The sequence below is a fragment of the Streptomyces sp. NPDC043812 genome (assembly GCF_056436245.1).
The window spans coordinates 168,195-189,694 of record NZ_JBWKCY010000002.1 but is presented as its reverse complement, the minus strand read 5'-3'; the positions used below and the strand labels follow the sequence as shown (position 1 = coordinate 189,694).

Genomic DNA, 21,500 nt, shown 5'->3' with positions numbered 1-21,500 from the left:
GGATCAGCTTTCTGACGGGCGCGGGCGGGATACCGGTGACGGAGCGGGGCGGAGACTGAGCACGGCACGTGAGTCCGGCCGCAGCGACTTGGCTGCCAGGGCGAGGTCTTCCGCGGTGACGGCGGCGAGCCGGCCGGGCAGTTCGTCCACGAGCTGGGCCCTTCCGAAGAGCACCTCCTGCGCACCGAGGGCGCGCGTCCGCGCCAGCAGCACGTCGGCCTTGCGGTGCATGCCAACGCTGCTCAACGCCGTGGCCCGCAGCAGTTCCTCCTCGGTCGGGCCCTTCGCCGCCAAGTCCTCGAGCTCGCGGTCCAGCACCTCCAGCAACAGGCCGGTCGAGGTCTCCTGCGGATGCGTCGCGACGCACAGGAACGTCTCGGGATCCCGGGCTTCCAGGGCACCGAAGAGGCCGCAGCCGGTGCTCACGTCCGTGACGAGCGGGGAGGCGCCATGGATCAGCCGCCGCTTGAGCCTGGACGACTCGCCCGAACCGGTGAGGACGACGCAGAGCACCATGTGCGCCAGATAGGCGTCGAGTTCGGTGAGCGGGTCCGGCATGCGGTAGCCGACCGCTGTGGCGGGCATCGGCGCATGAGGGTCGAGGTGCTCCCCCCTGAGCTCCTGATCGGGCGCCGGCTCGCTCAGGTCCACGGCCGGGGGCAGGCGCCGCGAAGGGACATCGTGGAAGTGCCGGTGGACCAGGTCGGCGGCCCGGGCCGGGTCGATGTCGCCGGCGATCGTCAGGACGGCGTTGCCCGGCGCGTAGTGGGCATCGAAGAACGCGGCACACTCGTCCACCGTGGCCCGCCCGAGATCGGTGAAGTCCCCATAACCGTTGTGCGCATTGGGATAGGTCCGGAACAGCAGGCCCGGCAGCACAGTCCAAGGGAAGCCGCCATAGGGCTTGTTCAGTACATTGAGCCGGATCTCCTCCTTGACCACGTTCACCTGGGTCCGGAGATTTTCTTCCGTCAGTCTCGGCGCGCGCATCCGATCGGCCTCGAGGAACAAAATGCGCTCCAGAGCGGCTGACGGAACAACTTGATAGAAATCCGTGTAGTCCTGGTGCGTCGATCCGTTGGCGGTACCGCCGGCTGCTTGCACATGCCCGAAGTGCTCCATCCGGTCCACGCTCTCGCTGCCCTGGAACATCACATGCTCGAAGAGGTGGGCGAAGCCGGTACGCCCCTGGGGTTCGGACCGAAAACCCACGTCGTAGTGAACACTGACACCGACAGCCGGAACACCTGATATCGGATAGAGAACCACCCGCAGCCCGTTGGGCAGCGTGAAGCGTTGCAGGATCGGAGTGGACATGCCGGGTACCTTATGGGATCCGGACACCGGCAAAAAGGTCACAGAAAACCCGTTACTTTGGACCGGCAGAGCCGTGCCGCACCGGTACCGACGCCCCTCTCGCCCTGAAACCTGGCCTCCCCCCAACACAACAACGGGCGATAGTGAGCCATCTGTTGTCGGCCCACCCGGCTGTCCCTACGCTCCGTGATCGTGATTACAGATCAAGAATCGAAGCCCTCGCTGACCCGCGCCCGCTTCGATCCGGTCCAACTGGAGAAGGCCCCCGAAGTCGAGATGTTCCTCGAACGGCTCGGACTGGGCCGCTTCGACCCGGACACCGTCGTCGCCCATATCGGCCGCAATGACAACTGGGCCGGTACGACCAGCACCGGCGCCAAGGTGTTCGTCAAGCGGGTCGGCGGCGAACCCGCCGACGTACTGCGGCGGTTCCACCGCATCATGGCCTTCGAGGAGATCGCGTCACGCTTCGGCGGAACAGAACTCCAGGCTCCCGAACTGCTCGGATCGGACGAGGAACAGCGCCTGGTCGCCTTCACGCGGCTCGAAGACGCCCGGTCCGGATCCGAACTCTCCGCCGACGACGCCTTCGACGACGACATGTGCCGCAGGGCCGGCCGCGTCCTCGGAGTCCTGCACTCGCTGCCGCTCGAACCCGGAACCCTGGACAGCACTCCCCACCCGACACCGCCGATGGACGACTTCGACGCGCTGTCGATGCCGGTCTACATCCACTCCGCCTTCGCCGAAATCGAGTCCTGGGCACTTCTCCAGCCGGACACCGAACTGATCGCCTCCCTGCACGAGTTGCGCCGCCGGGAAGCGGACGCGCCGCTGGTGCCCGCACATTGCGACGTCCGGCTCGACCAGTACCTCCTCGCCGGTGACGACCTCTATCTGACCGACTGGGAGGAATTCCGCTTCGGCGACGCCGCCCGCGATGTCGGCGGATTCGTCGGCGAATGGCTGTACCGGGCGATCCAGGGCATCCCCAAGTCCATCAGCGAGGACCCGGGGTACAGCTTCGGCCGCGAGGCGTCGCACGAGGACATCCTCGCCCACGGGGCCCGTGAAATAGACCGTCTGCGGCCGCGGATCGAAGCGTTCCGGAGTGGGTACCGCGAGACACGCCCCACGACCGAGGAAGGCTTCACGACCCGGGTCGCGGCCTTCGCCGGCTGGCACATGATCGACCGCATGCTCGCCGGCGCCAAATTCGGAACCCGGCTGACGGCCGGCGACCGCGCGGCCGCCGGCATCGGACGCACGGTGCTGCTGGCACCGCAGAACTTCATCTCCGTACTCGGTCTGGAAGGCACCTCATGACGACCGCCATTGGGCTCATCGCTCCCGAGATCTCCGAGGCACTGGAACAGATCGAGGTCGCCGAGGAGGGCCTGACGGCCGTCGTCGGAGACGAGGAACTGGACGCCAAGACCCCGGGCGACCTCGCCAAGAAACTCGGCGGACTCCTCTACCAGAATCTGCATGCCGGCATGGCGGATCAGGGCGACACCACCCGGCAACGAAGCCTGCGCGACGACGACTTCGACCAACGCCTCTTCGCCGCAATGCCCCACCGGACCACGCGCGTCCAGGCGACCGTGCTCAGCGATGTCCCCGGCGCGGACAGCGTGATCGTCCGGCTCGACGGCCTCCGGGTACGCATTCCCCGCGACCGCCTCGCCGACCGTCTGCCGGACGCGGACTCCGATCTCGTCACCCTTCACATCCCGGCGCCGCGGCCCGCCCTCTCGACCGGGTTCTTCCTGACTGACGGCTCCCGCGGACGTGTCACGGGATCCCAGATGCTGCGCCTCTACATCCACCTGACCGACGCGGAGTCGGCCCCGGATGCCTGGAGGACGGTGCTGTCACGGATGGAGGAGCTGGAGCTCCGCTACCGGGCCAAGGTCACCTCGTCCCTGAAACACTTCCCGCGCCGCGACGCCCTGGTGGTCTATCTCGGCCCGGATGCCTGGCATGCGGCGGGCGACATCGCGGCATCCGTCCAGGGACTGCCCGGTCTGGGCTCCACCACCTCCCCGTTCGTCCGCCGGGTGGCCGACGGGGTGGGTGCGGCCTGGGAGCCCGACGACCCGAGGCCCGGCAAGGGCAAGCTGAGCTTCGGCGAGCACCGCTGCCAGGTTCTCGCCGAGGCCTTGGTGGGACACGCGGTCCGGGCCGACGGCGTCTCACGCGAGGCCGTCGTCGCCGAGGCGTTCCTCAACGCCGGTACGGACCCGCTGATGCCGGCCCGCAACCTGGACTCTCCGGTGCTGCCGGGAATCGGCCTGGCATGACCACCGGGCCGTGAGCGGATGGAAGACAGCACGCACGACCCGTCCCAGGCACTCTCCGTCGAAGACAAGGTCAGCATCGTCCTGAGCGTCATCTCGGGCCGGGAATCGGTTGCCGAGGCAGCCGGGCGGCGGACGAACATCTCGGAGCAGTCCATCCAGGACTGGCGTGAAGCGTTCATCGAAGGCGGACTGCTGGGGCTCCAGGGGGCCGACGCGCACCGCCCGCCTCTGCGGGAGAGCCGGCTCGTTGCGGAGGTGACCGAGCTCAAGACCGCTCTGGGAGAGGTGTGCCTCGAACTGAATGTATGGCAGGCGTTGAGAAAACACCGACGCCGAACACACGATACGAAATGATCGGCCCTTCAAGGCGCTCACAGCCGTGCAGCCCTCACCATTCCTGGTGGGGGCTGCCTGCATTTCTGCGTCCTGTATCCCTGCGCAGATGGCCCCGGCATGCCGAGGCTTATCCCGGAACATATGTTTGACGGGTCCGGTCGGTGAGCCACTTGTTGTGGCCTGGGGAGACAACGCGCAGGTCGCGAAGGCGGGCGAGCCAATCAACGATAATTTTTCCGTGGCGTTCCGGGCAGTCCATGCGATCGAATAGAGGCCGGGCAGGAAAACCCGCCCCGAAACTCGATCAGTGAAGGATCGCCGTGAACACCGCAGACCAGCTCCTCGCCGGCTACACCGCCTACACCACCGCCGAGGACTTCGGCGCCAGCGCGGACAACCAGTCCCCGGCGGCGACGCCCACCATCACCACCGTTTCCTCCCCCGAGTGCATCTACTTCTCCCTCGGTGCCTCCGCGGGCAGCATCGCCAGCACCAAGGCCTGGGGCTGCTGATCAGCAACCGCTGATTGTCCCGGTGGGTGGCCGCCTGAAGAAGGCGGACATTCGGGCAGAATTAATTCGCACTTCCCACAGCATTCAGTAAAGGATTCTCATGAACACCGCAGACCAGCTCCTCGCCGGCTACACCGCCTACACCAACGCCGAGGAGTTCGGCGCCGGCGTCTCGGCCGACGCCCCGGCCATCACGCCGACGGTCCTGAGCTTCATCGGTGGCTCCAGCGGCGGCTGCGGCGCGGCTGTCAGCGCCATCAGCGGCGCCGGCGTCTCGGCCACGGCGAACTGGGGCTGCTGAACCAGCTCCTGCCCACAGATTCACACCCACCGCTGGGTGCCTGACTCCCCCCAGGCACCCAGCGGTGTTTTCTGTTCAGGACAGAAGACACCCGGACAGAACACCTAGCTCTCCTCACGCTCGGCGTGTCCGGGAGCAGGCCCCCCTGCACCCGCCTTCCGGGAGGCTTCCGCGAGGGCTTCGAGCGCGGTGAGGTGGGCGTCGAGCGCCTGCCTGCCGTTCAACGTGAGTGCCACCCATGTCCGGGGTCGCTTTCCGAGATACCCCTTCCGCACACTCACGTAGCCGACTTTCTCCAGCGCCGCGATCGTCTTGCTCATCACGGAGTCCGTGACCCCGCAGTAGTCCCGTACCGCGCCGAACTCGGCCTCCGCGCAGCCGGAGAGGAACGCCGCCACGGTGAGCCGCGTCGGATGATGGATCTCCTTGTCCAGGCCGGGAACGTCCGCACGGTTCACGACGACTCCAGCGCACGGGCACGCCGACGGGCGGCCCCCACCCAGGACGCAGCCCCGGCGACCACACCGAACCCGACGAACCAGCCGGCCGTACCGTAGGGGATCGCCATCAGCAGGCCCGCGACGAACGGCACGAGGGGCGGGCCCCAGGAGCGCCACCCCGCCCCGCGCTCACGCCGGTCGAACCAGGGAGCAATCCCGGAGCTGCGCATCGCGATCCAGGTCACCGCGAGGAAGCCGGCGGAGCAGAGCATGGCTGCCGCGAGGAACCAGCCCTGCCACTGGGGCCACATGCGTGCCGCGCCGAAGCCGGTGAATCCCGCGGCGAGCAACAGCCCGTGCGTGGCGGGATACCAGCCGGGCACCGCTCGGGGGCGCCGGGCCGCGGTCTGGGCGGCACGCGCGCCGCGCAGCGCCGCCGCGGCGGACTCTGCGCTCGGCTGCATCGCTCCTGAGGTGTTCATCGATTCTCCGGGTTCTGGTGTCGACGGGAGGCGCTTACGTGTTCCAGACTGGCATGAACTTTCCATACTGGCAAGTACTTTCCATCAACAAGGCCGCGGACGCGTGAAAGCCCCTCCGGTACGGGATCCCGGAGGGGCTCTCACCACGATGGCCGCAGGCGGCCGGTCACCTCCCCTGAGCCGACTTCACCTCCCGGGCCAGCTCGGTGGCGGCCACCAGGCTCAGACCCGGGAGCTCCTGCCGCAAGGCCCGTATGGCCGACACCTCATGGCTCACGGGGTCGATGCCTTCACGCTCGAGGATTCCCCGGGCCCAGCGCAGCCGCGGGTCATCGGCCCGCTCCGCCAGGTCGTCCAGGATCCGCGCAGCGCGCCGCAGTCCGGGGAGCTCGTCACCGGGGGCATCCGACAAGGCCTGGTGCACCGCATCACGAGCGTCGCCGAGGTCGCTGAGCGCAATCAGATGCACTTCCTTCTTGCTGAACATGCCCGTTCCTTCTCTCTCGCCGACCTTCTGAACCAACAACTGAGCCCAACCGTCCGGGAAATCCGGATGGTTGACGTCCGGTCACGCTACAGGCAGCCATTGACCTCGGTGACCACCGCCCGAAAGAACCCTCGCAGCGACGCCAACTTTGAAGCGCCCGGTACTGAGCCAATTGACAGGAACCGGAGCACCCTTGCTCGGGGCGACACCCAAGGACCAAGAATTGTCGTTACTTTGTCGCGCGTGCGTGTGGTGGACTGGCTCGTATCCGGACGCCGGATGCATGACAGGGGCCATCACCATCGCCGCCGCCATCGCGATACGGATGAACTCGTGAATCCCGGAAATTCTCACACGAGGTGGAACAAGCGAATGCCAGTCGCCCGAAACAAATCTGCCCCGGGACTGCGGTTGGGTGCATATCTCGCCGGTGGAGACCGCCTGCAGCTGGGATTCGCGGCCCTGTTGGCACTGATATCGACGGCCGCGACATTGGCCGTACCGCTGATGGTCAGAGACCTCGTGGAAGCGCTGTCGGGCACCCGCGGACTGCTGTGGCCGGTCGTCTTGATGACCGCCGTCGCCATCGCCGGAGCACTGTCGGCGACCGTGTCGGGTTATCTGCTCTCCCGTATCGGCGAACAGATGATCCTGCGACTGCGTTCGCGCGTCATGGAACACACCATGCGGCTTCCCCTGCGCGAAGTCCGCACCCAGGGTCCGGGCAACCTCGTCGCACGGGTCACCTCCGACGCGATGATGCTGCGCTCCGTGATCGATGTCGGGGCGATCCAGCTTCCGCTGTCGACCATCACCGTCCTGGCCACGCTGGTCGTCATGAGCGTGCTCGACTGGGTGCTCGTCCTGATCACCGTAGGATCCTTCGCCCTTGCCGGCGCTGTCATCGGCCTGGTGATCGTCCGCGTACGACGCAGCATCGTCGTCCAGCAGACAGCCCTCGGCGAACTGGCGCAGCGCTTCACCGCCACACTCGCCGCGCTGCCGACCATCAAGGCGTACCGCGCCGAGGAACACGCGACCGCCTCTCTGGCCAAGGACGCCACCGAGCTGACGGAATCCACACTCTTCAGCGCCCGGCTGCAGTCACTCATCGGACCCGTGATGGGCCTCGGCCAGCAGATCGCCCTCGTCAGCATCATCCTCGGCGGTGGCGCCAGGATGGCATCCGGTGATCTGTCCATGCCGGACTTCACGGCGTTCCTTCTCTATCTGCTCCAACTCGTCGCTCCTGTCGCGATCGTGGCCTCCAGCATCAGCCAACTGCAGGCGGGGCTTGCCGCCCGCACGCGCTTCGACGAGCTGTTGTCGCTTCCTCAGGAGGCCGACGACACGGCCACCATCAGCCCCGTGCCGGTCAAGGGCGCCCCTGGTGTCGAATTCAGCGACATCGCCTTCGGTTATGACGACGAGCCGGTCCTGGGAAACCTGACCTTCTCGGCACCCCGCCGCGGGCTCACCGCGCTCGTCGGACACTCGGGAGCAGGGAAGTCCACGGTGCTGACGCTGATCGAACGATTCGTGCACCCGGACAAGGGCACGATCCGCGTCCTGGGGCACGACGTGGAGAACTGGCCGCTGAACGACCTCCGCCGCCGTGTGGCCTACGTCGATCAGAGTTTCACCCTGCTCGAAGGGACGGTTCGCGACAACCTCCTGCTGGGTTGCGACACGGCCCCTGACGACGACGTACTCCTCGACGCCCTCCACTCCGTGGCGCTGCGCGACGAGGTGCTGCGACTCCCCGACGGGCTCGACACCGTGCTCGGCCGGGCGACGGACCTCTCGGGCGGACAACGCCAGCGCCTCGCCCTGGCACGCGTGCTGCTCACCGACGCCGACGTGGTCCTGCTGGACGAACCCACCTCGCAACTGGACAGCATCAACGAACAGCGCCTGCGTGACCTGGTCACACGGCTCGCGCAGGACCGCTCCGTGGTCGTCGTGGCCCACCGCCTGTCCACCGTGCAGCATGCCGATCACGTGCTGATCATGGAATCCGGCCACGCCCTGGATGCCGGCACGCATCAGGAACTGCTCTCACGCTGCCCGCAGTACCAGGACCTCGTCCGCAATCAGCAGTGGTCGGCGGAGGAAGCCGGTGCCCCACAAGGTGTGCCCGCCTAGGTGTTCCTGACGCATCGTCAATTCGGTAATCTGACTATGCGTCAGTTCAGGGCCTGCCGGCCCGGACCATCGAGCGGGAGCGGGGACCAGCGATGCTCGGATCAACCCACGGCACCCTCACCTCCGACCTCCGCGCGCGCGTCGTCGCCTGCGGCGAGACAGCCAGAAACGCCGTCCACGAGACGGCCGCCGTCACCGCGTCGGCCGGTGACCTCGATGTGAGCGGACGGCCGCTGTACGCGCCCGTGCCGGACCTCGACCGGTTCTTCCGGCCGGGATCGGTCGCCGTCGTCGGCGCCTCCGACGCCGAGGGGCGCCCCAACGCCGGCATCACCCGCCGGCTCGTCGACTGGGCGGAGCGCGTCGGAGCCCGGCTGCACCCCGTGCACCCGACGCGGGCGAGCGTGTTCGGGATCGACTGCGTCCCGTCCGTGCGCGATCTGCCCGAGCCCGTCGACCTGGCCGTTCTCCTGGTCGGCGATCCGCTGCCCGTCATCGCGGAACTCGCCGAGACCAAGGTCAAGTTCGCGGTCGCCTTCGCGTCCGGCTACGCGGAGACCGGAGCCGAGGGCGCCGCCGCGCAGGCGCGGCTCGCCGCGGCCGTCGAGCGCTCCGGCATCCGGCTGCTCGGCCCCAACACCAACCTCAACGCCTTCGAGCACTTCCGCGACGACCTCCAGGGGCCGGCCGTGGCCCTGATCACCCAGTCCGGTCACCAGGGCCGGCCCGTGTTCACCATGCAGGAGCTCGGCGTACGGCTCTCCCACTGGGCGCCGACGGGCAACGAGGCGGACCTGGAGAGCGCGGACTTCATCTCGTACTTCGCCGAGCAGCCGGAGGTCGGGGCGATCGCCTGCTACGTGGAGGGGCTGAAGGACGGCCGTTCCTTCCTGCTCGCCGCCGACCGCGCCGCGCGCCGCGGGGTGCCGGTCGTCGCGGTCAAGGTCGGGCGCACGGAGACGGGCGCGCGCACCGCGGCCTCCCACACCGGCAAACTCACCGGCACGGACGCGGTGGTGGACGCGGCGATGCGGCAGTACGGCGTGATCCGCGTCGACGGTCTCGACGAACTCCAGGACACCGCCGCCCTGTTGGCGCGCGCCCGCACCCCGGCCGCCGACGGGGTCGCCGTGTACTCGATATCCGGTGGCACCGGCGCCCACTTCGCGGACCTCGCGAGCGCGGCCGGCCTGCGGATCCCGCAGCTGTCCACGTCCCGGCAGGCCGAACTGCACCAGTGGATACCGCCCTACCTGAACGTGGCGAACCCGATCGACAACGGCGGCCACCCGGTCGGGGACTGGCGCGGCAGGAAGATCATCGACGCGATCCTCGCCGACCCGGAGATCGGGGTGCTGATCTGTCCGATCACGGGCCCGTTCCCGCCGATGAGCGACCGCCTCGCCCAGGACCTGGTGGACGCGGCGGAGACCACGGACAAGCTGGTGTGCGTGGTGTGGGGTTCACCCGTGGGCACGGAGGAGGCGTACCGGTCGACGCTGCTGGGGTCCTCGCGCGTCGCCACCTTCCGTACGTTCGCCAACTGCATCACCGCCGTGCGCGCCCACCTCGCACACCATCGTTTCACTGCCGGCTACCGCTCTCCCTTCGACGAGGCGCCACGCACCCCGTCCCCGTCGTTCCGCAAGGCGCAGGCACTGATGCGGCCGGGCGAGCAGTTGAGCGAACACGCGGCGAAGCAGCTGCTGCGGGCGTACGGAATCCGGGTGCCGCGCGAGCAGCTGGTGACGAGCGCGGCCGCGGCGGTGCGGGCGGCGGGGCTGGTCGGCTACCCGGTGGTGATGAAGGCGTCGGCGCCCCGGCTGGCCCACAAGACCGAGCTGGGCCTGGTGAAGATCGGCCTCACCTCGGCGAGCCAGGTCCGCGACGCGTACCGCGAACTCACGGACATCGCCCGCTACGAGGGCATCGACCTCGACGGGGTCCTGGTGTGCCAGATGGTCGAGCGGGGTGTGGAGATGGTCGTCGGCGTCACCCGGGACGAACTGTTCGGCCCGACGGTGACCGCCGGGCTCGGGGGCGTTCTGGTGGAGGTGCTGAACGATGTGGCCGTCCGCGTCCCGCCGTTCGGCGAGGACCAGGCCCGCGCGATGCTCGCGGAGCTGCGCGGCCGGGCCCTGCTGGAGGGGGTGCGGGGCGGTCCGCCGGTGGACGTGGACGCGCTCGTCGAGGTCGTGCTGCGGGTGCAGCGGATGGCGCTGGAACTGGGCGACCAGCTCGCCGAGCTGGACGTCAACCCGCTGATGGTGCTGCCGCGGGGACAGGGCGCGGTGGCGCTGGACGCGCTGGCGGTGTGCCGATGAGCACCGACGACGTGCTGCACCGCGTGGAGGGTGCCGTCTCCTGGATCACGCTCAACCGCCCCGAGGCGATGAACGCGGTGAACCGGGCGCAGCGTGAACGGATCATCGCCCTGCTGGGCGAGGCGTCGTCGGACCCCGGCGTCCGGGCGGTCGTCGTCACCGGCACCGGCAGGGGCTTCTGCGCGGGCGCGGACCTCCGGGGCGCCCCAGCAGCGCGCGAACCGCTCCCGGGTGACGTCGCCCGCACCATCCGGCTCGGTGCGCAGCGCCTGATCGGCGCCGTACTGGACTGCGAGAAGCCGGTGATCGCGGCGGTCAACGGCACGGCGGCGGGCATCGGCGCGCATCTGGCGTTCGCCTGCGACCTGGTGCTGGCGGCGGAGGAGGCGCGTTTCATCGAGGTGTTCGTACGGCGCGGCCTGGTGCCGGACGGAGGCGGGGCGTATCTCCTGCCGCGTCTGATCGGCCCGCAGCGGACGAAGGAGCTGATGTTCTTCGGCGACGCGCTGCCGGCGGCGGACGCGGAACGCCTGGGCCTGGTGAACCGGGTGGTGCGGGCGGACGAACTGGAGAAGACGGCAGCGGAGTGGGCGGCCCGCCTGGCCACGGGCCCGACGAGGGCGCTGGCGCTGACGAAGCAACTGGTGAACGCGTCGCTGGAAACGGACCGCGCCACGTCGTTCGCGGCGGAGGCGGCGGCGCAGGAGCTGAACATGGCGACGAGGGACGCACAGGAGGGCGTGACGAGCTTCGCGGAGAGACGGGCGGCGGAGTTCGAGGGGCGGTAGCGGGGCGTAGCCCGATCGCAGGAGGGCCCGGGGGCGGATGCCGCCGGGCCCTTCGCGTTACACGGGGGTTCCTATCTGACGAACCGTCAGCTTCAATGGTGGACATGATGGGACACGCAGCGATGGCCGCCACCGCCGTCCGCTATCTCCGGTCGGTCGGCGCCGCCACCGCCGCACCGCCGTACGACCCCCTGCCGCGGCCCGAGCTCCGCGCCGTCGGGGTCGACGAACGGCTACCCGTCGACGGTGGCGAGTTCCGGCGGGTGCTAGGGCACTTCGCGACCGGTGTCGCCGTCGTCACCGCACACGACGAGGACGGGCCGGCCGGGTTCGCGTGCCAGTCCTTCTCCTCGCTCTCCCTCGATCCGCCGCTCGTCGTCTTCATGGTCGGCCGCACGTCCACCACCTGGCCGCGCATCGCCCGCGCCGGGACCTTCTGCGTCAATGTCCTCGGCGAGGGCCAGGGCGAGCTGTGCCGGGGGTTCGCCGTGAGCGGCGCCGACAAGTTCGCCGGGGTCGTCCACCACCCGGCGCCCGTCACCGCGTCACCGCGCCTGGACGGCGTGACGGCGTGGATCGACTGCACGATCCAGGCCGTCCACACCGGCGGCGACCATCTGATCGTGGTGGGCCGGGTCGAGGCGCTGGGCACCCCCGAACAGGAGGGCGCGCCACTGCTGTTCCACCGAGGGCGGTTCGGGCGGCTCGAATCCCAGGACACGCCTTAGGGCGGATTCCTACCGGGCGGCCGGCTCCAGCTTCGGCAGCGGCTTCCGGCGGATCACCAGCGCCATCAGCGCCGCCGCCGCGCACAGCGCGCCCGCGGCGTACCAGACCACGTCGTACCTGCCGAAGACGTCGCGTGCCACACCGCCCGCGAAGGCCACCACCGCCGCGCCCACCTGGTGCGAGGCGAGGACCCAGCCGAAGACGATCGCACTGTCCTCGCCGTAGTGCTCGCGGCACAGGGCGATCGTCGGGGGGACCGTGGCCACCCAGTCAAGGCCGTAGAAGACGATGAAGAAGAGCATCGGCGGCTGGACCGAGGGCCCCAGCAGCACGGGCAGGAACAGCAGCGAGATGCCGCGCAGCGCGTAGTACACCGCGAGGAGGCGGCGTGCCTCGAAACGGTCCGTGAACCAGCCCGACGCGATCGTGCCCACGACGTCGAAGACACCGATCACCGCGAGCAGCGAGGCGGCCGCCACGATGGGCATGCCGTGGTCGTGGGCGGCCGGCACGAAGTGGGTCTTGACCAGGCCGTTCGTGGACGCGCCACAGATCGCGAAGGTACCGGCGAGCAGCCAGAACGGGCCGGTGCGTGCGGCCTTGAACAGGACCGTGACGGCCCTGCGCGCGGCACCCGGCACCGGATCCGGCTTGGGAGTGAAGCCCTCGGCGCCGTAGGCCGGGAGCCCCACGTCCGCCGGGTGGTCGCGCAGCAGCAGCCACACGAACGGGACCACGGCGAGCGCGGCGAGCGCGACGGTGACCGCGGCAGGGCGCCAGTCGTCGTGGCGCTCGACGAGCCAGGACAGCAGCGGCAGGAATACCAGCTGGCCGGAGGCGCCGGCCGCGGTGAGGATGCCGGTCACCAGGCCGCGGCGCTTGACGAACCAGCGGTTGGTGACCGTCGCGGCGAAGGCCAGCGCCATGGACCCGGAACCGAGGCCGACGAGGACGCCCCAGTACAGGACGAGCTGCCAGGGCTCGGTCATCCACACGGTGAGGACCGATCCGGCGGCGATCACGGTCAGCGCGACGGCGACGACCCGACGGATGCCGAACCGGTCCATCAGGGCCGCGGCGAAGGGGGCCGTCAGGCCGTACAGCGCGAGGTTGACCGAGACGGCGAAGCCGATCGTGCCGCGCGACCAGTGGAACTCCTCGTGCAGCGGCTCGATCAGCAGGCCGGGCAGGGACGCGAAGGCGGCGGCGCCGATGATCGTCACGAAGGTGACCGCGGCGACGAACCAGGCGCGGTGGATCCGGGGCGGACGGCGAAGAGGCTGCTGGGAGCCGGTGTGCGGCGCGGTTGTCTGGGTCACGTCACCCAGCTTCCGTGTTCGTCCGGTCCGCAACGAGTGGCCCGAGGGACAGCATTCGCTAGGATCGGGCCATGAGTGAGACCGGAAGGCATCGCGTGGTGGTCCTGGCACTGACCGGGCTGCTCCCCTTCGAGCTCGGCATTCCGCACCGGATCTTCGGCCGTGCCAAGGACGCCGCGGGCAACCTCCTGTACGAGATCGTCACCTGCGGCCTCGCTCCCGGCCCGGTCCGCACGGACGCCGACTTCGCCGTCGCCGTCGAGTACGGCCCCGAGGCCCTGGCCACCGCCGACACGGTGGTCGTCCCCGCCTCGTACGAACTCGGTCCGGTCTACGAGGAGGGCCGCCTCACCGAGGAGCTGGCCGCCGCCCTCGCGCACATCCGGCCCGGCACCCGCATGGTGTCCATTTGCACCGGCGGCTACGTGCTGGCCGCGGCCGGCTACCTCGACGGCCGGCCGGCCACCACGCACTGGTCGTCCGCCGAGCACTTCCAGCAGCTGTTCCCCTCCGTACGGGTCGACGCGGACGTGCTGTTCATCGACGACGGCGACGTGCTCACCTCGGCGGGCGTCGCGGCCGGGATCGACCTGTGCCTGCACATCGTGCGGCGCGACCACGGCACGGCCGTCGCCAACGAGGTCGCGCGCCGCACGGTCGTCCCGCCGCATCGCGACGGCGGCCAGGCCCAGTACATCCACCGCCCCGTCCCGGAGCCGCAGTTCGCGACGACCACGGCCGCCCGGGCATGGGCGCTACCCCGCCTCCACGAACCGATCCAGCTACGGGACATGGCCGACCAGGAGTCGATGTCGGTACGCACCTTCACGCGGCGCTTCCGCGAGGAGGTCGGCATCAGCCCCGGCCAGTGGCTCACCCAGCAGCGTGTGGAACGGGCCCGGCATCTGCTGGAGTCGACGGACCTCACGGTGGACCAGGTGGCGCGGGACGCGGGCTTCGGCACGGCCCAGTCGATGCGGCAGCATCTGCAGGCGGCGCTCGGGGTGCCGCCGACGGTGTACCGGCGCACGTTCCGGGCGGGCGCGGGCGCCGACGGCTGAGTACGCACCCCGGGTACGCGTACTCATCACGCACAGCCCGCCGCTTCCTACGCTCGTCGCAGATGCGGGGGAAACGGGGGCTCGGATGACATGGCGACGCGGCACGGCGGTGACTCTGCTGGCGCTCCTGGTGAGCGGCTGCGGTGTGCTGTCGACGAAGGAGGACCGGAAGCGCGCCGCGGAGCTGGCCGAGGCGGTGTACCCGGGCGAGCTGCGGGTCGTCGGTGCACGGCCGCTGTTCCCCGAGAGGTCGGGCTCCGAGGTCACGTACGCACTCCGGGACGATCCCGACGCGTTCGTACGGCTGCGCGTGGAGGCCGGCAGCGACAGGTGCGGCGGCAAGCCTTGCGCACAGGCACTACGGGACGCCAGGGCCAGGGGCGAGGCGGCCGCGACCGAATGGCGTGCGCTGAAGGCCGAGTTCGGGCGCTGCGGGTACGAGGTGCATTCCGTGAACGTGGTGCGCGGCACGGTGACCGATCCGTGGATCGCCCAGTCGCTGACCAACGACAACGTGACGGACGTACTTGCCCGCATCGGAGGCTGCCTGGAGACCTATGCACGCGCCCTGCCGGCCGGGACGGCGGCCGCCCGCAAAAGCATCACGGTCAACGTCACGGCCCCGCCGGCGGTCCGCGACCTCCCGAGCGGCCGGAAGGGCGACCCGACCCTGCTGCGCAGGACGGACGGCAAGCTCCACGCGGCGCTGGCGAGCCGCTCGTACCACGCGGTGACCTACACCTGGCGCGACGGTGCGGTGCGGCCGGACAGCGGGTCGGTGCGGATCGTGCGGCCCTTCGAGGAGAAACAGGAGTTCAAGGGCAAGGTGCATGCCTCCGCTGCCGCATGGCTCGAGCGCAGGTACCCGGACGCCGAGTTGTCGCAGGGCTACGGCGGCGCATGGACCCTGCTGCCGGGCCGCGTGGACCGGATGCGGGGCTGGGTCCTGTTCTGCGAGGGCCCCCAGGAGCAGAAGCGCTGCCTCGGGAACAAGGCGCTGGCGGTGACGGTGGACCTGGAAGGCCGTCTGATGGGCAAGCCGACAGTGGTGAGCGACATACGGGATGGGCGTGGCGCGCTGCGGCTGCCGCCGCTGGACTGAGCGTCCGACGCGGCCGGACGCAGCCCGAGTCCGAGTCGGTGCCGCAGCCTTTACGGCCGGTCTTCAGGGCTCCGCTGTCAGCGGCGCCCTCGGGCCCGCTGCCAGGGCGCACGCCTGCCAACGCGGCGTCGGAACCGCCCTGTTGAGGAATCGATCACACTTGCCCGGAGCGCCCTCTGAAGATCATTTGAGCTGCCGGCGCCGTGCTAGCTTCACGGCCGGCCCTGGCATGACCACCAGGGACAAGAAAATAGAAAACGCGAGAAACAGTGCGCAAGTTGGCAACAGGCGTCCTCACGGCGGGCCTCTTCGCCGTCGGGGCGGGGACCGCATTCGCCGCCTCATGGCACAGCATTCCTACGCTCAGGACCGGCGGAGCAGAGTTCAACTCCGGCAGTTCCTGCCCTCCGGTCGCGAGACCCGCGGAGCCTTCCAGTGGAAGGGCAACCTCAAGGACACCGACCACGGCGACGGACACAACGTCTACGTTCAGGTCAGGGTCGAGGGCTACAGCTGGAGCCGATACAACGGGAAGCAGCGGGAGTCCGTTGCTCTCAACCGCCTCAGCTACGACGGTGCCGCACTCCGAACCAAGGACGGCTACATACGTGTGTGCCGTGACCGTGGCTCGCTTCGCCCCGACAACTGCTCCGTGACCAAGCACTACCAGAGGTAGGCAGCACATCAGCAAGGCCGGGCCCAGGTGCGCACCACCTGGGCCCACTCGCTTCTTGGGGGAAGCCATCAGTACGTCAGAAATACTTTGTGCCGACGGAGTCGACCTCTTCTACGGCACCCAGGCGGCCGTCAGCGGCGCCCACCTCTCGGTTGCGCGGGGCGAGGTGGTGGCCATCACGGGGCAGAGCGGCTCGGGAAAGTCCTCGCTGCTGTACTGCCTGGCAGGCGTGCTGCCCGTCACGAGGGGGCAGATACGGTTCGACGGCCACCTGTTCGGCCGCCTTACCGACGATCAGATCAGTACGCTACGCCGCGAACGCTTCGGTTTCGTCTTCCAGTACGGCGAGTTGCTCCCCGAGCTGACCATCGAGGAGAACACCGCCCTGCCGCTGCGCTTGGCCGGGCAGCGCAAGCGACCCGCCCTCGCGGTAGCCGGCGAGGTGCTTGAGCGGCTCGGACTCGGAGAATTGCGCGAACGCCGCCCCTCGCAGGTATCGGGCGGGCAGAGCCAACGTGTCGCCGTCGCACGCGCCCTGGTCCACCGCCCGGCCGTCGTCTTCGCGGACGAGCCGACCGGCTCCTTGGACAGCGCCAACGCTTCCACCGTGCTGAAGGAGTTTCTCGACCTTGCCCGGTCGCAGGACACGGCCGTCATCCTCGTCACACACGACCCTGCCGTCGCCGCCCAGGCGGACAGCCATTACACGATGTCCGACGGGCTTCTCTCCCCTCAGGGGGCGGCGTGAAGGAGTTCCTCCTCGGCCTACGGCTCCTGTTCGGTGCCGGCCGCGGCAACCGCGTGCGTTTCCTCCTGATGGCGGCGGGCGGCTCCATCGGCGTGTGCTGTCTCGCCCTCGTCCTCACCATCCCAGCGATACTCGACGCACACGACGGTCGTGCCGCGGCCCGCGAACCCCGGACGGCCGCCGCCGGGCCGGTGGACGCGGCCCTCGTCCTTCAGCGATCGGACCCGTACGGCTCGAAGGCATTCACCCGCGTGTTCATCGCCAAGGGGGCTGACAGCCGTCCCGAACCCGGGTGAGGTGTGGGTCTCCCCGCGCGTGCACAACCTGCTGCGGGACCAGCCTGCCGTCGAGGGGATGCTGCCGGGCCGCGAGTCAGGCGTGATCGACGCATCCGGCCTCGCGCACCCCGACGAGCTGTATGCCTACATCGGCACCACAAAGGGCCAGATCGCCGACGAGGCACGGGTACTGACAGGCTTCGGGTACAGCTACGCACCGTTCCCGGCCGTCGAGCCCTCCACCCTGACCAACCTCCGGTTCGCCCTGGGCACACTCGTCCTGCTTCCGCTGGGTATCTTCCTCTCCGTCTGTGCCCGCCTCTCCGCCGCCAGCCGGATGCGCCGCCTCGCATCGCTGCGCCTGCTGGGGCTCAGCGCCAAGGGCACCCAGCGTGTGAACGCTGCCGAGAACGTGGTCGCCGCCCTGCTCGGAGCACTCCTCGGGCTCGGTGAGTACTGGATCCTCAATCAGGCGATGTCCCGCACAGGTCTGCCCGACCTGAAGTGGTATCCGGGCGATGGCGCCCTGTCCACGACAACCGTCGTCATCTGCCTGATCGGCTGCCCGGCCCTCGCCTGGTTCGTAGGCCGGTCCAGCGCACGTGACGCGGCGGCCAATCCCCTGGCCGTGCGGCGCACCGCGGCACCCAGGCCGCCGTCGAAGTGGGGCGGCCTGCTGCTGGTGACCGGCCTGGGCATCGTGGCCGGCTACTGCGCCACCGGCCTCACTGCACACCCTGCCTCGAACACCGGCCCGAACGCGCTGCTCGTCCCAGCCGGCGTACTGCTGACCAGCATCGGGCTGGTGCTCACACTGCCGCTGATCTCGTTCACCCTCGCACGCAAGGTAGCGAGGTCCACGCAATCCCTCATCCTCAACCTGGCGATGCGCCGCAACGAGGTCGAGCCTGGTAGCACCATGCGCGTCGTCACCGGTCTTGTGCTGCTGGTCTACGCCGCCTCACTCGCCCAGGGCATCCTCATCGAGCTGAAACAGGTCACCCGCCCGCACACCACCGCGCAGGACTACGCCATTTCCCTGTCCGGCCTCACCCCTCAACAGCAGCTCGATCTCGCCGAGGTGCCCGGCGTACGCGCACACGCTCTGACCATGGAGTCCTGGACCGACCCCGACGAGTCGAGCTCCGACGTCCAGCCCCGAGCCACCGCGCTCGTCGCCACCTGTGCCCAACTGTCCGAACTCGTACAGCACTCAAAGGGCTGCGTGGACGGCAAGGTACTGCGGCTCATCGATCCCAACTCCAGCACCGACCCGGGCGTGGAACCCGGCGCCTCGTTCCGCTATCGGCTACGAGGGGGCGGGCAGGACAAGACCTTGAGCATCACCCTCCCTCCCACCCAGATCACTTACACGGCGCACGCCCCGTCGGCGGTCGGCTCAGCAGCCGTCCTCGTGCCGCCCTCGGCGTTGCCCGACGGGGCCCGACCGCAATCGGCGCAGTTCATCCTCACCAGCAGCTCCGCCCCCGACGAGGTGCGCAAGGTCCTCGACGGCATCGGAGCCATCGTCCCGACAGCCGAGATAGACCCCATCGGAGTCAACATCAACGGCCTCCAGCAGATCGCCGTCATCCAGACCTTGCTGGCCCTGGGCATGATCATGGGCCTGATCATCGGCGTGTCGGCCTTCCTCGTGTCCGTAACAGACCGTGCCGTGGAACGCCGGGCGCAGGTCACCGCCATCACCCTGATCGGAGCCCGTGCCCGGACCATGCGGGCAGTCCAATGCGCCCAGGTCGTCATGCCGCTGAGTATCGGCCTCGTACTGGCACTCGTTGCGGGCAAGCTCGCCGAGTCCAGCTACTTGATCACCGGCGGCGGCGAGGTCTTCTGGGACCTCGCCGGCATCCCCGGCCTCGCCATCGCCACGGCGGGCGTGGTCGCAGTGGCGGCCGCGGGGACGCTGCCGCTGGTCGGGCGACGCATCGATCCCGAGCTCATTCGCCGCGACTAGGCAGCTGTGCGCCCGAGCTCAACGGACCTGTGGCCCCGCACACTTGCGCGGTGAACCCATGCGCTGCACCCAGTGCGGGGCCTTCGAGCTCGAGCCGGGATTCGTCGAGGACTCGGGTGAGGGCTCCCGCGGATAAGCCCGTTGGCCCGGGGCGTGTGACCGTCCGCCCGCTCAGAACGTCAGCACCCCCCGCGCCACCCGCCCGTGGTGCGCGTCGTCCGCCGCCTTGGCGAAGTCCTCCACCGGGTAGGTCTCGGTGACCAGTTCGTCGAGCAGCAGGCGGCCCTGCCGGTACAGCTCGGCGTAGAGGGCGATGTCGTGCTGCGGGCGCGACGATCCGTAGCGGCAGCCGAGGACCGACTTGTCCAGGAAGAGCGACGCGGGCAGGAACGACGCTTCCGCCGTCGGGGACGGCATGCCCAGCAGGATCGCCTGACCGCGGCGGTCGAGCAGGTCGATCGCCTGGCGGATCAGCGCGGTGCTGCCGACGCACTCGAAGACGTGGTCGGCGCCCGTGGGCAGGAGGTCCCGTACGCCGGCTGTGGACGCGAGGAACTCCGTCGCACCGAACTGCCGGGCCGCCGCCTCCTTCGCCGGGTTCGAATCGACGGCGACGATCGCCGACGCGCCCGCGATCCGGGCACCCTGAAGGACGTTGAGGCCGATGCCGCCGGTGCCGATGACGACCACGGTGTCGCCGCGGTCCACCTTGGCGCGGTTCAGGACGGCCCCGACTCCGGTGAGGACACCGCAGCCGATGAGCGCCGCCGACGTGAGGGGGATGTCGGCGGGGATCTTCACGGCCTGGACACCCTTGACGAGGGTCCGCTCGGCGAAGGCGGAGTTGGACGCGAACTGGAACAGGGGGGCGCCGCCGCGGGAGAACGGCCGGCCGGGGCGGCCGATCGCGCGACGGCACATCGTCGGGCGGCCGCGGTCGCAGTCGGCGCAGGCACCGCAGTTCGCGAGGGTGGAGAGCGAGACATGGTCGCCGGGGGCGACATGGCCGACGCCCGCGCCGACCGCCTCGACGATCCCGGCGCCCTCGTGGCCGAGGACCACCGGGGCCGGGAAGGGGATCGTGCCGTCGATCACCGACAGATCGCTGTGACACAGTCCGGCCGCGGCGACGGCGACCAGGACCTCTCCGGGGGCCGGTTGTCGTATCTCCAGGTCGTCGACGACCTGCGCCTGCCTGCCGTCGAACACGACGCCTCTCATGTCCCGCTTCCCTTCGGTGGGGTGGTGCGGTGGTCCGTCCGGTCTCAGGTGTTCGGGCGGGCGCCCTCGGCCGCCGCCCGCTGCATCTCCTCCAGCTGCGCCAGCATCGGCATCGGGTCGGTACCGACGGTGCCCGGGAGGAAGTCGGCGATGCGCTGCGGGGTCCAGGGGCCGTCGCCGTATGCCGCCCGGAGCTCCCTGGGCTGCGCCCAGACCGCGATCTTCGGGCCCGCGACCGTGTACACCTGCCCGGTGATCCGCTCGGTGCGTGCCCGCTCCGACAGCAGATAGACGACCAGCGCCGCCACATCCTCCGGGTCGCCGATCTCCTTCAGTTCCATGGGGACGCCCGCCGACATTCGGGTGCGGGCGACGGGGGCGACCGCGTTCGCCGTGACGCCGTACTTGTGCAGGCCGAGCGCCGCGCTGCGGACGAGGGAGATGATTCCGCCCTTCGCCGCCGAGTAGTTGGCCTGCGAGACGGACCCCTGGTGGTTGCCGCTGGTGAAGCCGATCAGTGTGCCGGTGCCCTGTTTACGCATGACCGCCGAAGCGGCGCGGAAGAGCGTGAACGTGCCCTTGAGGTGGGTGGCGAGGACGGGGTCCCACTCCTCCTCGGACATGTTGAACAGCATCCGCTCCCGCAGGATCCCGGCGACGCACACGACGCCGTCGACCCGCCCGTACCGGGTGAGCGCGACGTCCACGACCCGCTGTCCGCCCTCCATCGTGGAGATGTCGTCGGCGACGGCGACCGCTTCGCCGCCCGCGGCCTCGATCTCCTTGACGACGGCGGCGGCGATCTCGCTCGTCGGGGCGCCGCCCGCGACGGAGACGCCGTAGTCGTTGACGACGACCTTGGCGCCCTCGGCGGCGGCGGCGAGGGCGACCGCGCGGCCTATGCCGCGGCCCGCGCCGGTCACGGCGATCACCTTGCCTGCCAAGAAGTTCCCCAT

Annotated in this window: 22 protein-coding genes; 15 read left to right on the top strand and 7 right to left on the bottom strand. The window is 69.7% G+C overall.

All coding sequences use genetic code 11. From position 1 onward, the window contains the following. Positions 1-3: 3 nt before the first annotated feature. Positions 4-1,317 (bottom strand): M16 family metallopeptidase, encoded by a 1,314-nt coding sequence (locus AC067Z_RS03530; RefSeq protein ID WP_478787755.1) that lies wholly within the window; start codon positions 1,315-1,317, stop codon positions 4-6. A gap of 192 nt (positions 1,318-1,509) precedes the next feature. Between AC067Z_RS03530 and lxmK the strand changes: the two genes are divergently transcribed. From lxmK to AC067Z_RS03505, 5 genes are all read left to right on the top strand, one after another. Continuing rightward, positions 1,510-2,643: a class V lanthionine synthetase subunit LxmK gene (lxmK, locus tag AC067Z_RS03525; protein WP_478787754.1), complete on the top strand. Its 1,134-nt coding sequence runs from the start codon at positions 1,510-1,512 to the stop codon at positions 2,641-2,643. Beyond that, positions 2,640-3,620 carry a T3SS effector HopA1 family protein gene (locus AC067Z_RS03520; protein ID WP_478787753.1) on the top strand — a complete coding sequence of 327 codons (981 nt, stop codon included), beginning with the start codon at positions 2,640-2,642 and terminating at the stop codon, positions 3,618-3,620. Before lxmK ends, AC067Z_RS03520 begins: the two co-directional genes overlap by 4 nt. Before the next feature lie 18 nt (positions 3,621-3,638). Then, positions 3,639-3,974 carry a helix-turn-helix domain-containing protein gene (locus tag AC067Z_RS03515; protein WP_478787752.1) on the top strand — a complete coding sequence of 112 codons (336 nt, stop codon included), beginning with the start codon at positions 3,639-3,641 and terminating at the stop codon, positions 3,972-3,974. Positions 3,975-4,276: 302 nt separating this feature from the next. Beyond that, complete coding sequence (locus AC067Z_RS03510; protein ID WP_215178513.1) at positions 4,277-4,468, top strand: LxmA leader domain family RiPP; 192 nt, start codon at positions 4,277-4,279, stop codon at positions 4,466-4,468. A gap of 100 nt (positions 4,469-4,568) precedes the next feature. Beyond that, positions 4,569-4,769, top strand: coding sequence for an LxmA leader domain family RiPP (locus tag AC067Z_RS03505; protein ID WP_215178515.1), 201 nt, complete (start codon positions 4,569-4,571; stop codon positions 4,767-4,769). A 104-nt stretch (positions 4,770-4,873) separates the two neighbouring features. On the opposite strand, the gene AC067Z_RS03500 is transcribed toward AC067Z_RS03505, so the two are convergent. The 3 genes from AC067Z_RS03500 to AC067Z_RS03490 form a co-directional block, all read right to left on the bottom strand. Continuing rightward, positions 4,874-5,227 carry a transcriptional regulator gene (locus tag AC067Z_RS03500; RefSeq protein WP_478787751.1) on the bottom strand — a complete coding sequence of 118 codons (354 nt, stop codon included), beginning with the start codon at positions 5,225-5,227 and terminating at the stop codon, positions 4,874-4,876. Next, a complete protein-coding gene (locus AC067Z_RS03495; RefSeq protein ID WP_478787750.1) occupies positions 5,224-5,691 on the bottom strand; it encodes a hypothetical protein in 468 nt (155 codons plus the stop codon). The genes AC067Z_RS03500 and AC067Z_RS03495 overlap by 4 nt, the downstream gene beginning before the upstream one ends. 166 nt (positions 5,692-5,857) lie before the next feature. After that, on the bottom strand, positions 5,858-6,178 hold the full coding sequence (locus AC067Z_RS03490) for a hypothetical protein (RefSeq protein ID WP_478787749.1): 321 nt from the start codon (positions 6,176-6,178) through the stop codon (positions 5,858-5,860). 411 nt (positions 6,179-6,589) lie between these two features. Here AC067Z_RS03490 and AC067Z_RS03485 point away from each other — a divergent pair, with 411 nt between their 5' ends. The 4 genes from AC067Z_RS03485 to AC067Z_RS03470 all read left to right on the top strand — a co-directional run bounded on the left by AC067Z_RS03485 (position 6,590) and on the right by AC067Z_RS03470 (position 12,163). Next, positions 6,590-8,323: an ABC transporter ATP-binding protein gene (locus AC067Z_RS03485; protein WP_478787748.1), complete on the top strand. Its 1,734-nt coding sequence runs from the start codon at positions 6,590-6,592 to the stop codon at positions 8,321-8,323. A 92-nt stretch (positions 8,324-8,415) separates the two neighbouring features. Beyond that, the gene (locus tag AC067Z_RS03480; RefSeq protein ID WP_478787747.1) at positions 8,416-10,647 is read left to right on the top strand and encodes an acetate--CoA ligase family protein; all 2,232 of its coding nucleotides are present in this window, start codon (positions 8,416-8,418) and stop codon (positions 10,645-10,647) included. After that, positions 10,644-11,435, top strand: a complete 792-nt coding sequence (locus AC067Z_RS03475; RefSeq protein ID WP_478787746.1) for an enoyl-CoA hydratase/isomerase family protein — start codon at positions 10,644-10,646, stop codon at positions 11,433-11,435. The genes AC067Z_RS03480 and AC067Z_RS03475 overlap by 4 nt, the downstream gene beginning before the upstream one ends. Positions 11,436-11,542: 107 nt before the next feature. Further along, positions 11,543-12,163, top strand: a complete 621-nt coding sequence (locus tag AC067Z_RS03470; RefSeq protein ID WP_478788049.1) for a flavin reductase family protein — start codon at positions 11,543-11,545, stop codon at positions 12,161-12,163. Between the two features lie 9 nt (positions 12,164-12,172). Here AC067Z_RS03470 and AC067Z_RS03465 read toward each other — a convergent pair whose 3' ends face one another. Continuing rightward, a complete protein-coding gene (locus AC067Z_RS03465) occupies positions 12,173-13,492 on the bottom strand; it encodes an MFS transporter (protein ID WP_478788048.1) in 1,320 nt (439 codons plus the stop codon). A 62-nt stretch (positions 13,493-13,554) separates the two neighbouring features. On the opposite strand from AC067Z_RS03465, the gene AC067Z_RS03460 reads away from it, so the two are divergent. The 6 genes from AC067Z_RS03460 to AC067Z_RS03435 all read left to right on the top strand — a co-directional run bounded on the left by AC067Z_RS03460 (position 13,555) and on the right by AC067Z_RS03435 (position 19,323). Then, entirely contained in the window at positions 13,555-14,544 is a 990-nt protein-coding gene (locus tag AC067Z_RS03460) for a GlxA family transcriptional regulator (RefSeq protein ID WP_478787745.1), read from the top strand. Positions 14,545-14,629: 85 nt separating this feature from the next. Then, positions 14,630-15,646 (top strand): SCO7460 family lipoprotein, encoded by a 1,017-nt coding sequence (locus AC067Z_RS03455; RefSeq protein ID WP_478787744.1) that lies wholly within the window; start codon positions 14,630-14,632, stop codon positions 15,644-15,646. A gap of 343 nt (positions 15,647-15,989) precedes the next feature. After that, the gene (locus tag AC067Z_RS03450; protein ID WP_478787743.1) at positions 15,990-16,322 is read left to right on the top strand and encodes a hypothetical protein; all 333 of its coding nucleotides are present in this window, start codon (positions 15,990-15,992) and stop codon (positions 16,320-16,322) included. A gap of 55 nt (positions 16,323-16,377) precedes the next feature. Continuing rightward, positions 16,378-17,070 (top strand): ABC transporter ATP-binding protein, encoded by a 693-nt coding sequence (locus tag AC067Z_RS03445; protein ID WP_478787742.1) that lies wholly within the window; start codon positions 16,378-16,380, stop codon positions 17,068-17,070. After that, positions 17,067-17,366 carry a hypothetical protein gene (locus AC067Z_RS03440; RefSeq protein WP_478787741.1) on the top strand — a complete coding sequence of 100 codons (300 nt, stop codon included), beginning with the start codon at positions 17,067-17,069 and terminating at the stop codon, positions 17,364-17,366. Before AC067Z_RS03445 ends, AC067Z_RS03440 begins: the two co-directional genes overlap by 4 nt. 19 nt (positions 17,367-17,385) lie before the next feature. Beyond that, positions 17,386-19,323 (top strand): ABC transporter permease, encoded by a 1,938-nt coding sequence (locus tag AC067Z_RS03435; RefSeq protein WP_478787740.1) that lies wholly within the window; start codon positions 17,386-17,388, stop codon positions 19,321-19,323. A gap of 171 nt (positions 19,324-19,494) precedes the next feature. Here the strand turns inward: AC067Z_RS03435 and AC067Z_RS03430 are convergent, their stop codons facing one another. Beyond that, positions 19,495-20,544 (bottom strand): Zn-dependent alcohol dehydrogenase, encoded by a 1,050-nt coding sequence (locus AC067Z_RS03430; protein WP_478787739.1) that lies wholly within the window; start codon positions 20,542-20,544, stop codon positions 19,495-19,497. A gap of 44 nt (positions 20,545-20,588) precedes the next feature. Then, positions 20,589-21,500 (bottom strand): SDR family oxidoreductase, encoded by a 912-nt coding sequence (locus tag AC067Z_RS03425; RefSeq protein ID WP_478787738.1) that lies wholly within the window; start codon positions 21,498-21,500, stop codon positions 20,589-20,591.

Coding starts and splice junctions, on each gene's coding strand:
- AC067Z_RS03530 (WP_478787755.1), bottom strand. CDS start 1,317: ATGTCCACTCCGATCCTGCAACGCTTCACGCTGCCCAACGGGCTGCGG.
- AC067Z_RS03520 (WP_478787753.1), top strand. CDS start 2,640: ATGACGACCGCCATTGGGCTCATCGCTCCCGAGATCTCCGAGGCACTG.
- AC067Z_RS03515 (WP_478787752.1), top strand. CDS start 3,639: ATGGAAGACAGCACGCACGACCCGTCCCAGGCACTCTCCGTCGAAGAC.
- AC067Z_RS03505 (WP_215178515.1), top strand. CDS start 4,569: ATGAACACCGCAGACCAGCTCCTCGCCGGCTACACCGCCTACACCAAC.
- AC067Z_RS03495 (WP_478787750.1), bottom strand. CDS start 5,691: ATGAACACCTCAGGAGCGATGCAGCCGAGCGCAGAGTCCGCCGCGGCG.
- AC067Z_RS03490 (WP_478787749.1), bottom strand. CDS start 6,178: ATGTTCAGCAAGAAGGAAGTGCATCTGATTGCGCTCAGCGACCTCGGC.
- AC067Z_RS03480 (WP_478787747.1), top strand. CDS start 8,416: ATGCTCGGATCAACCCACGGCACCCTCACCTCCGACCTCCGCGCGCGC.
- AC067Z_RS03475 (WP_478787746.1), top strand. CDS start 10,644: ATGAGCACCGACGACGTGCTGCACCGCGTGGAGGGTGCCGTCTCCTGG.
- AC067Z_RS03470 (WP_478788049.1), top strand. CDS start 11,543: ATGGGACACGCAGCGATGGCCGCCACCGCCGTCCGCTATCTCCGGTCG.
- AC067Z_RS03460 (WP_478787745.1), top strand. CDS start 13,555: ATGAGTGAGACCGGAAGGCATCGCGTGGTGGTCCTGGCACTGACCGGG.
- AC067Z_RS03455 (WP_478787744.1), top strand. CDS start 14,630: ATGACATGGCGACGCGGCACGGCGGTGACTCTGCTGGCGCTCCTGGTG.
- AC067Z_RS03450 (WP_478787743.1), top strand. CDS start 15,990: ATGGCACAGCATTCCTACGCTCAGGACCGGCGGAGCAGAGTTCAACTC.
- AC067Z_RS03430 (WP_478787739.1), bottom strand. CDS start 20,544: ATGAGAGGCGTCGTGTTCGACGGCAGGCAGGCGCAGGTCGTCGACGAC.
- AC067Z_RS03425 (WP_478787738.1), bottom strand. CDS start 21,500: ATGGGGAACTTCTTGGCAGGCAAGGTGATCGCCGTGACCGGCGCGGGC.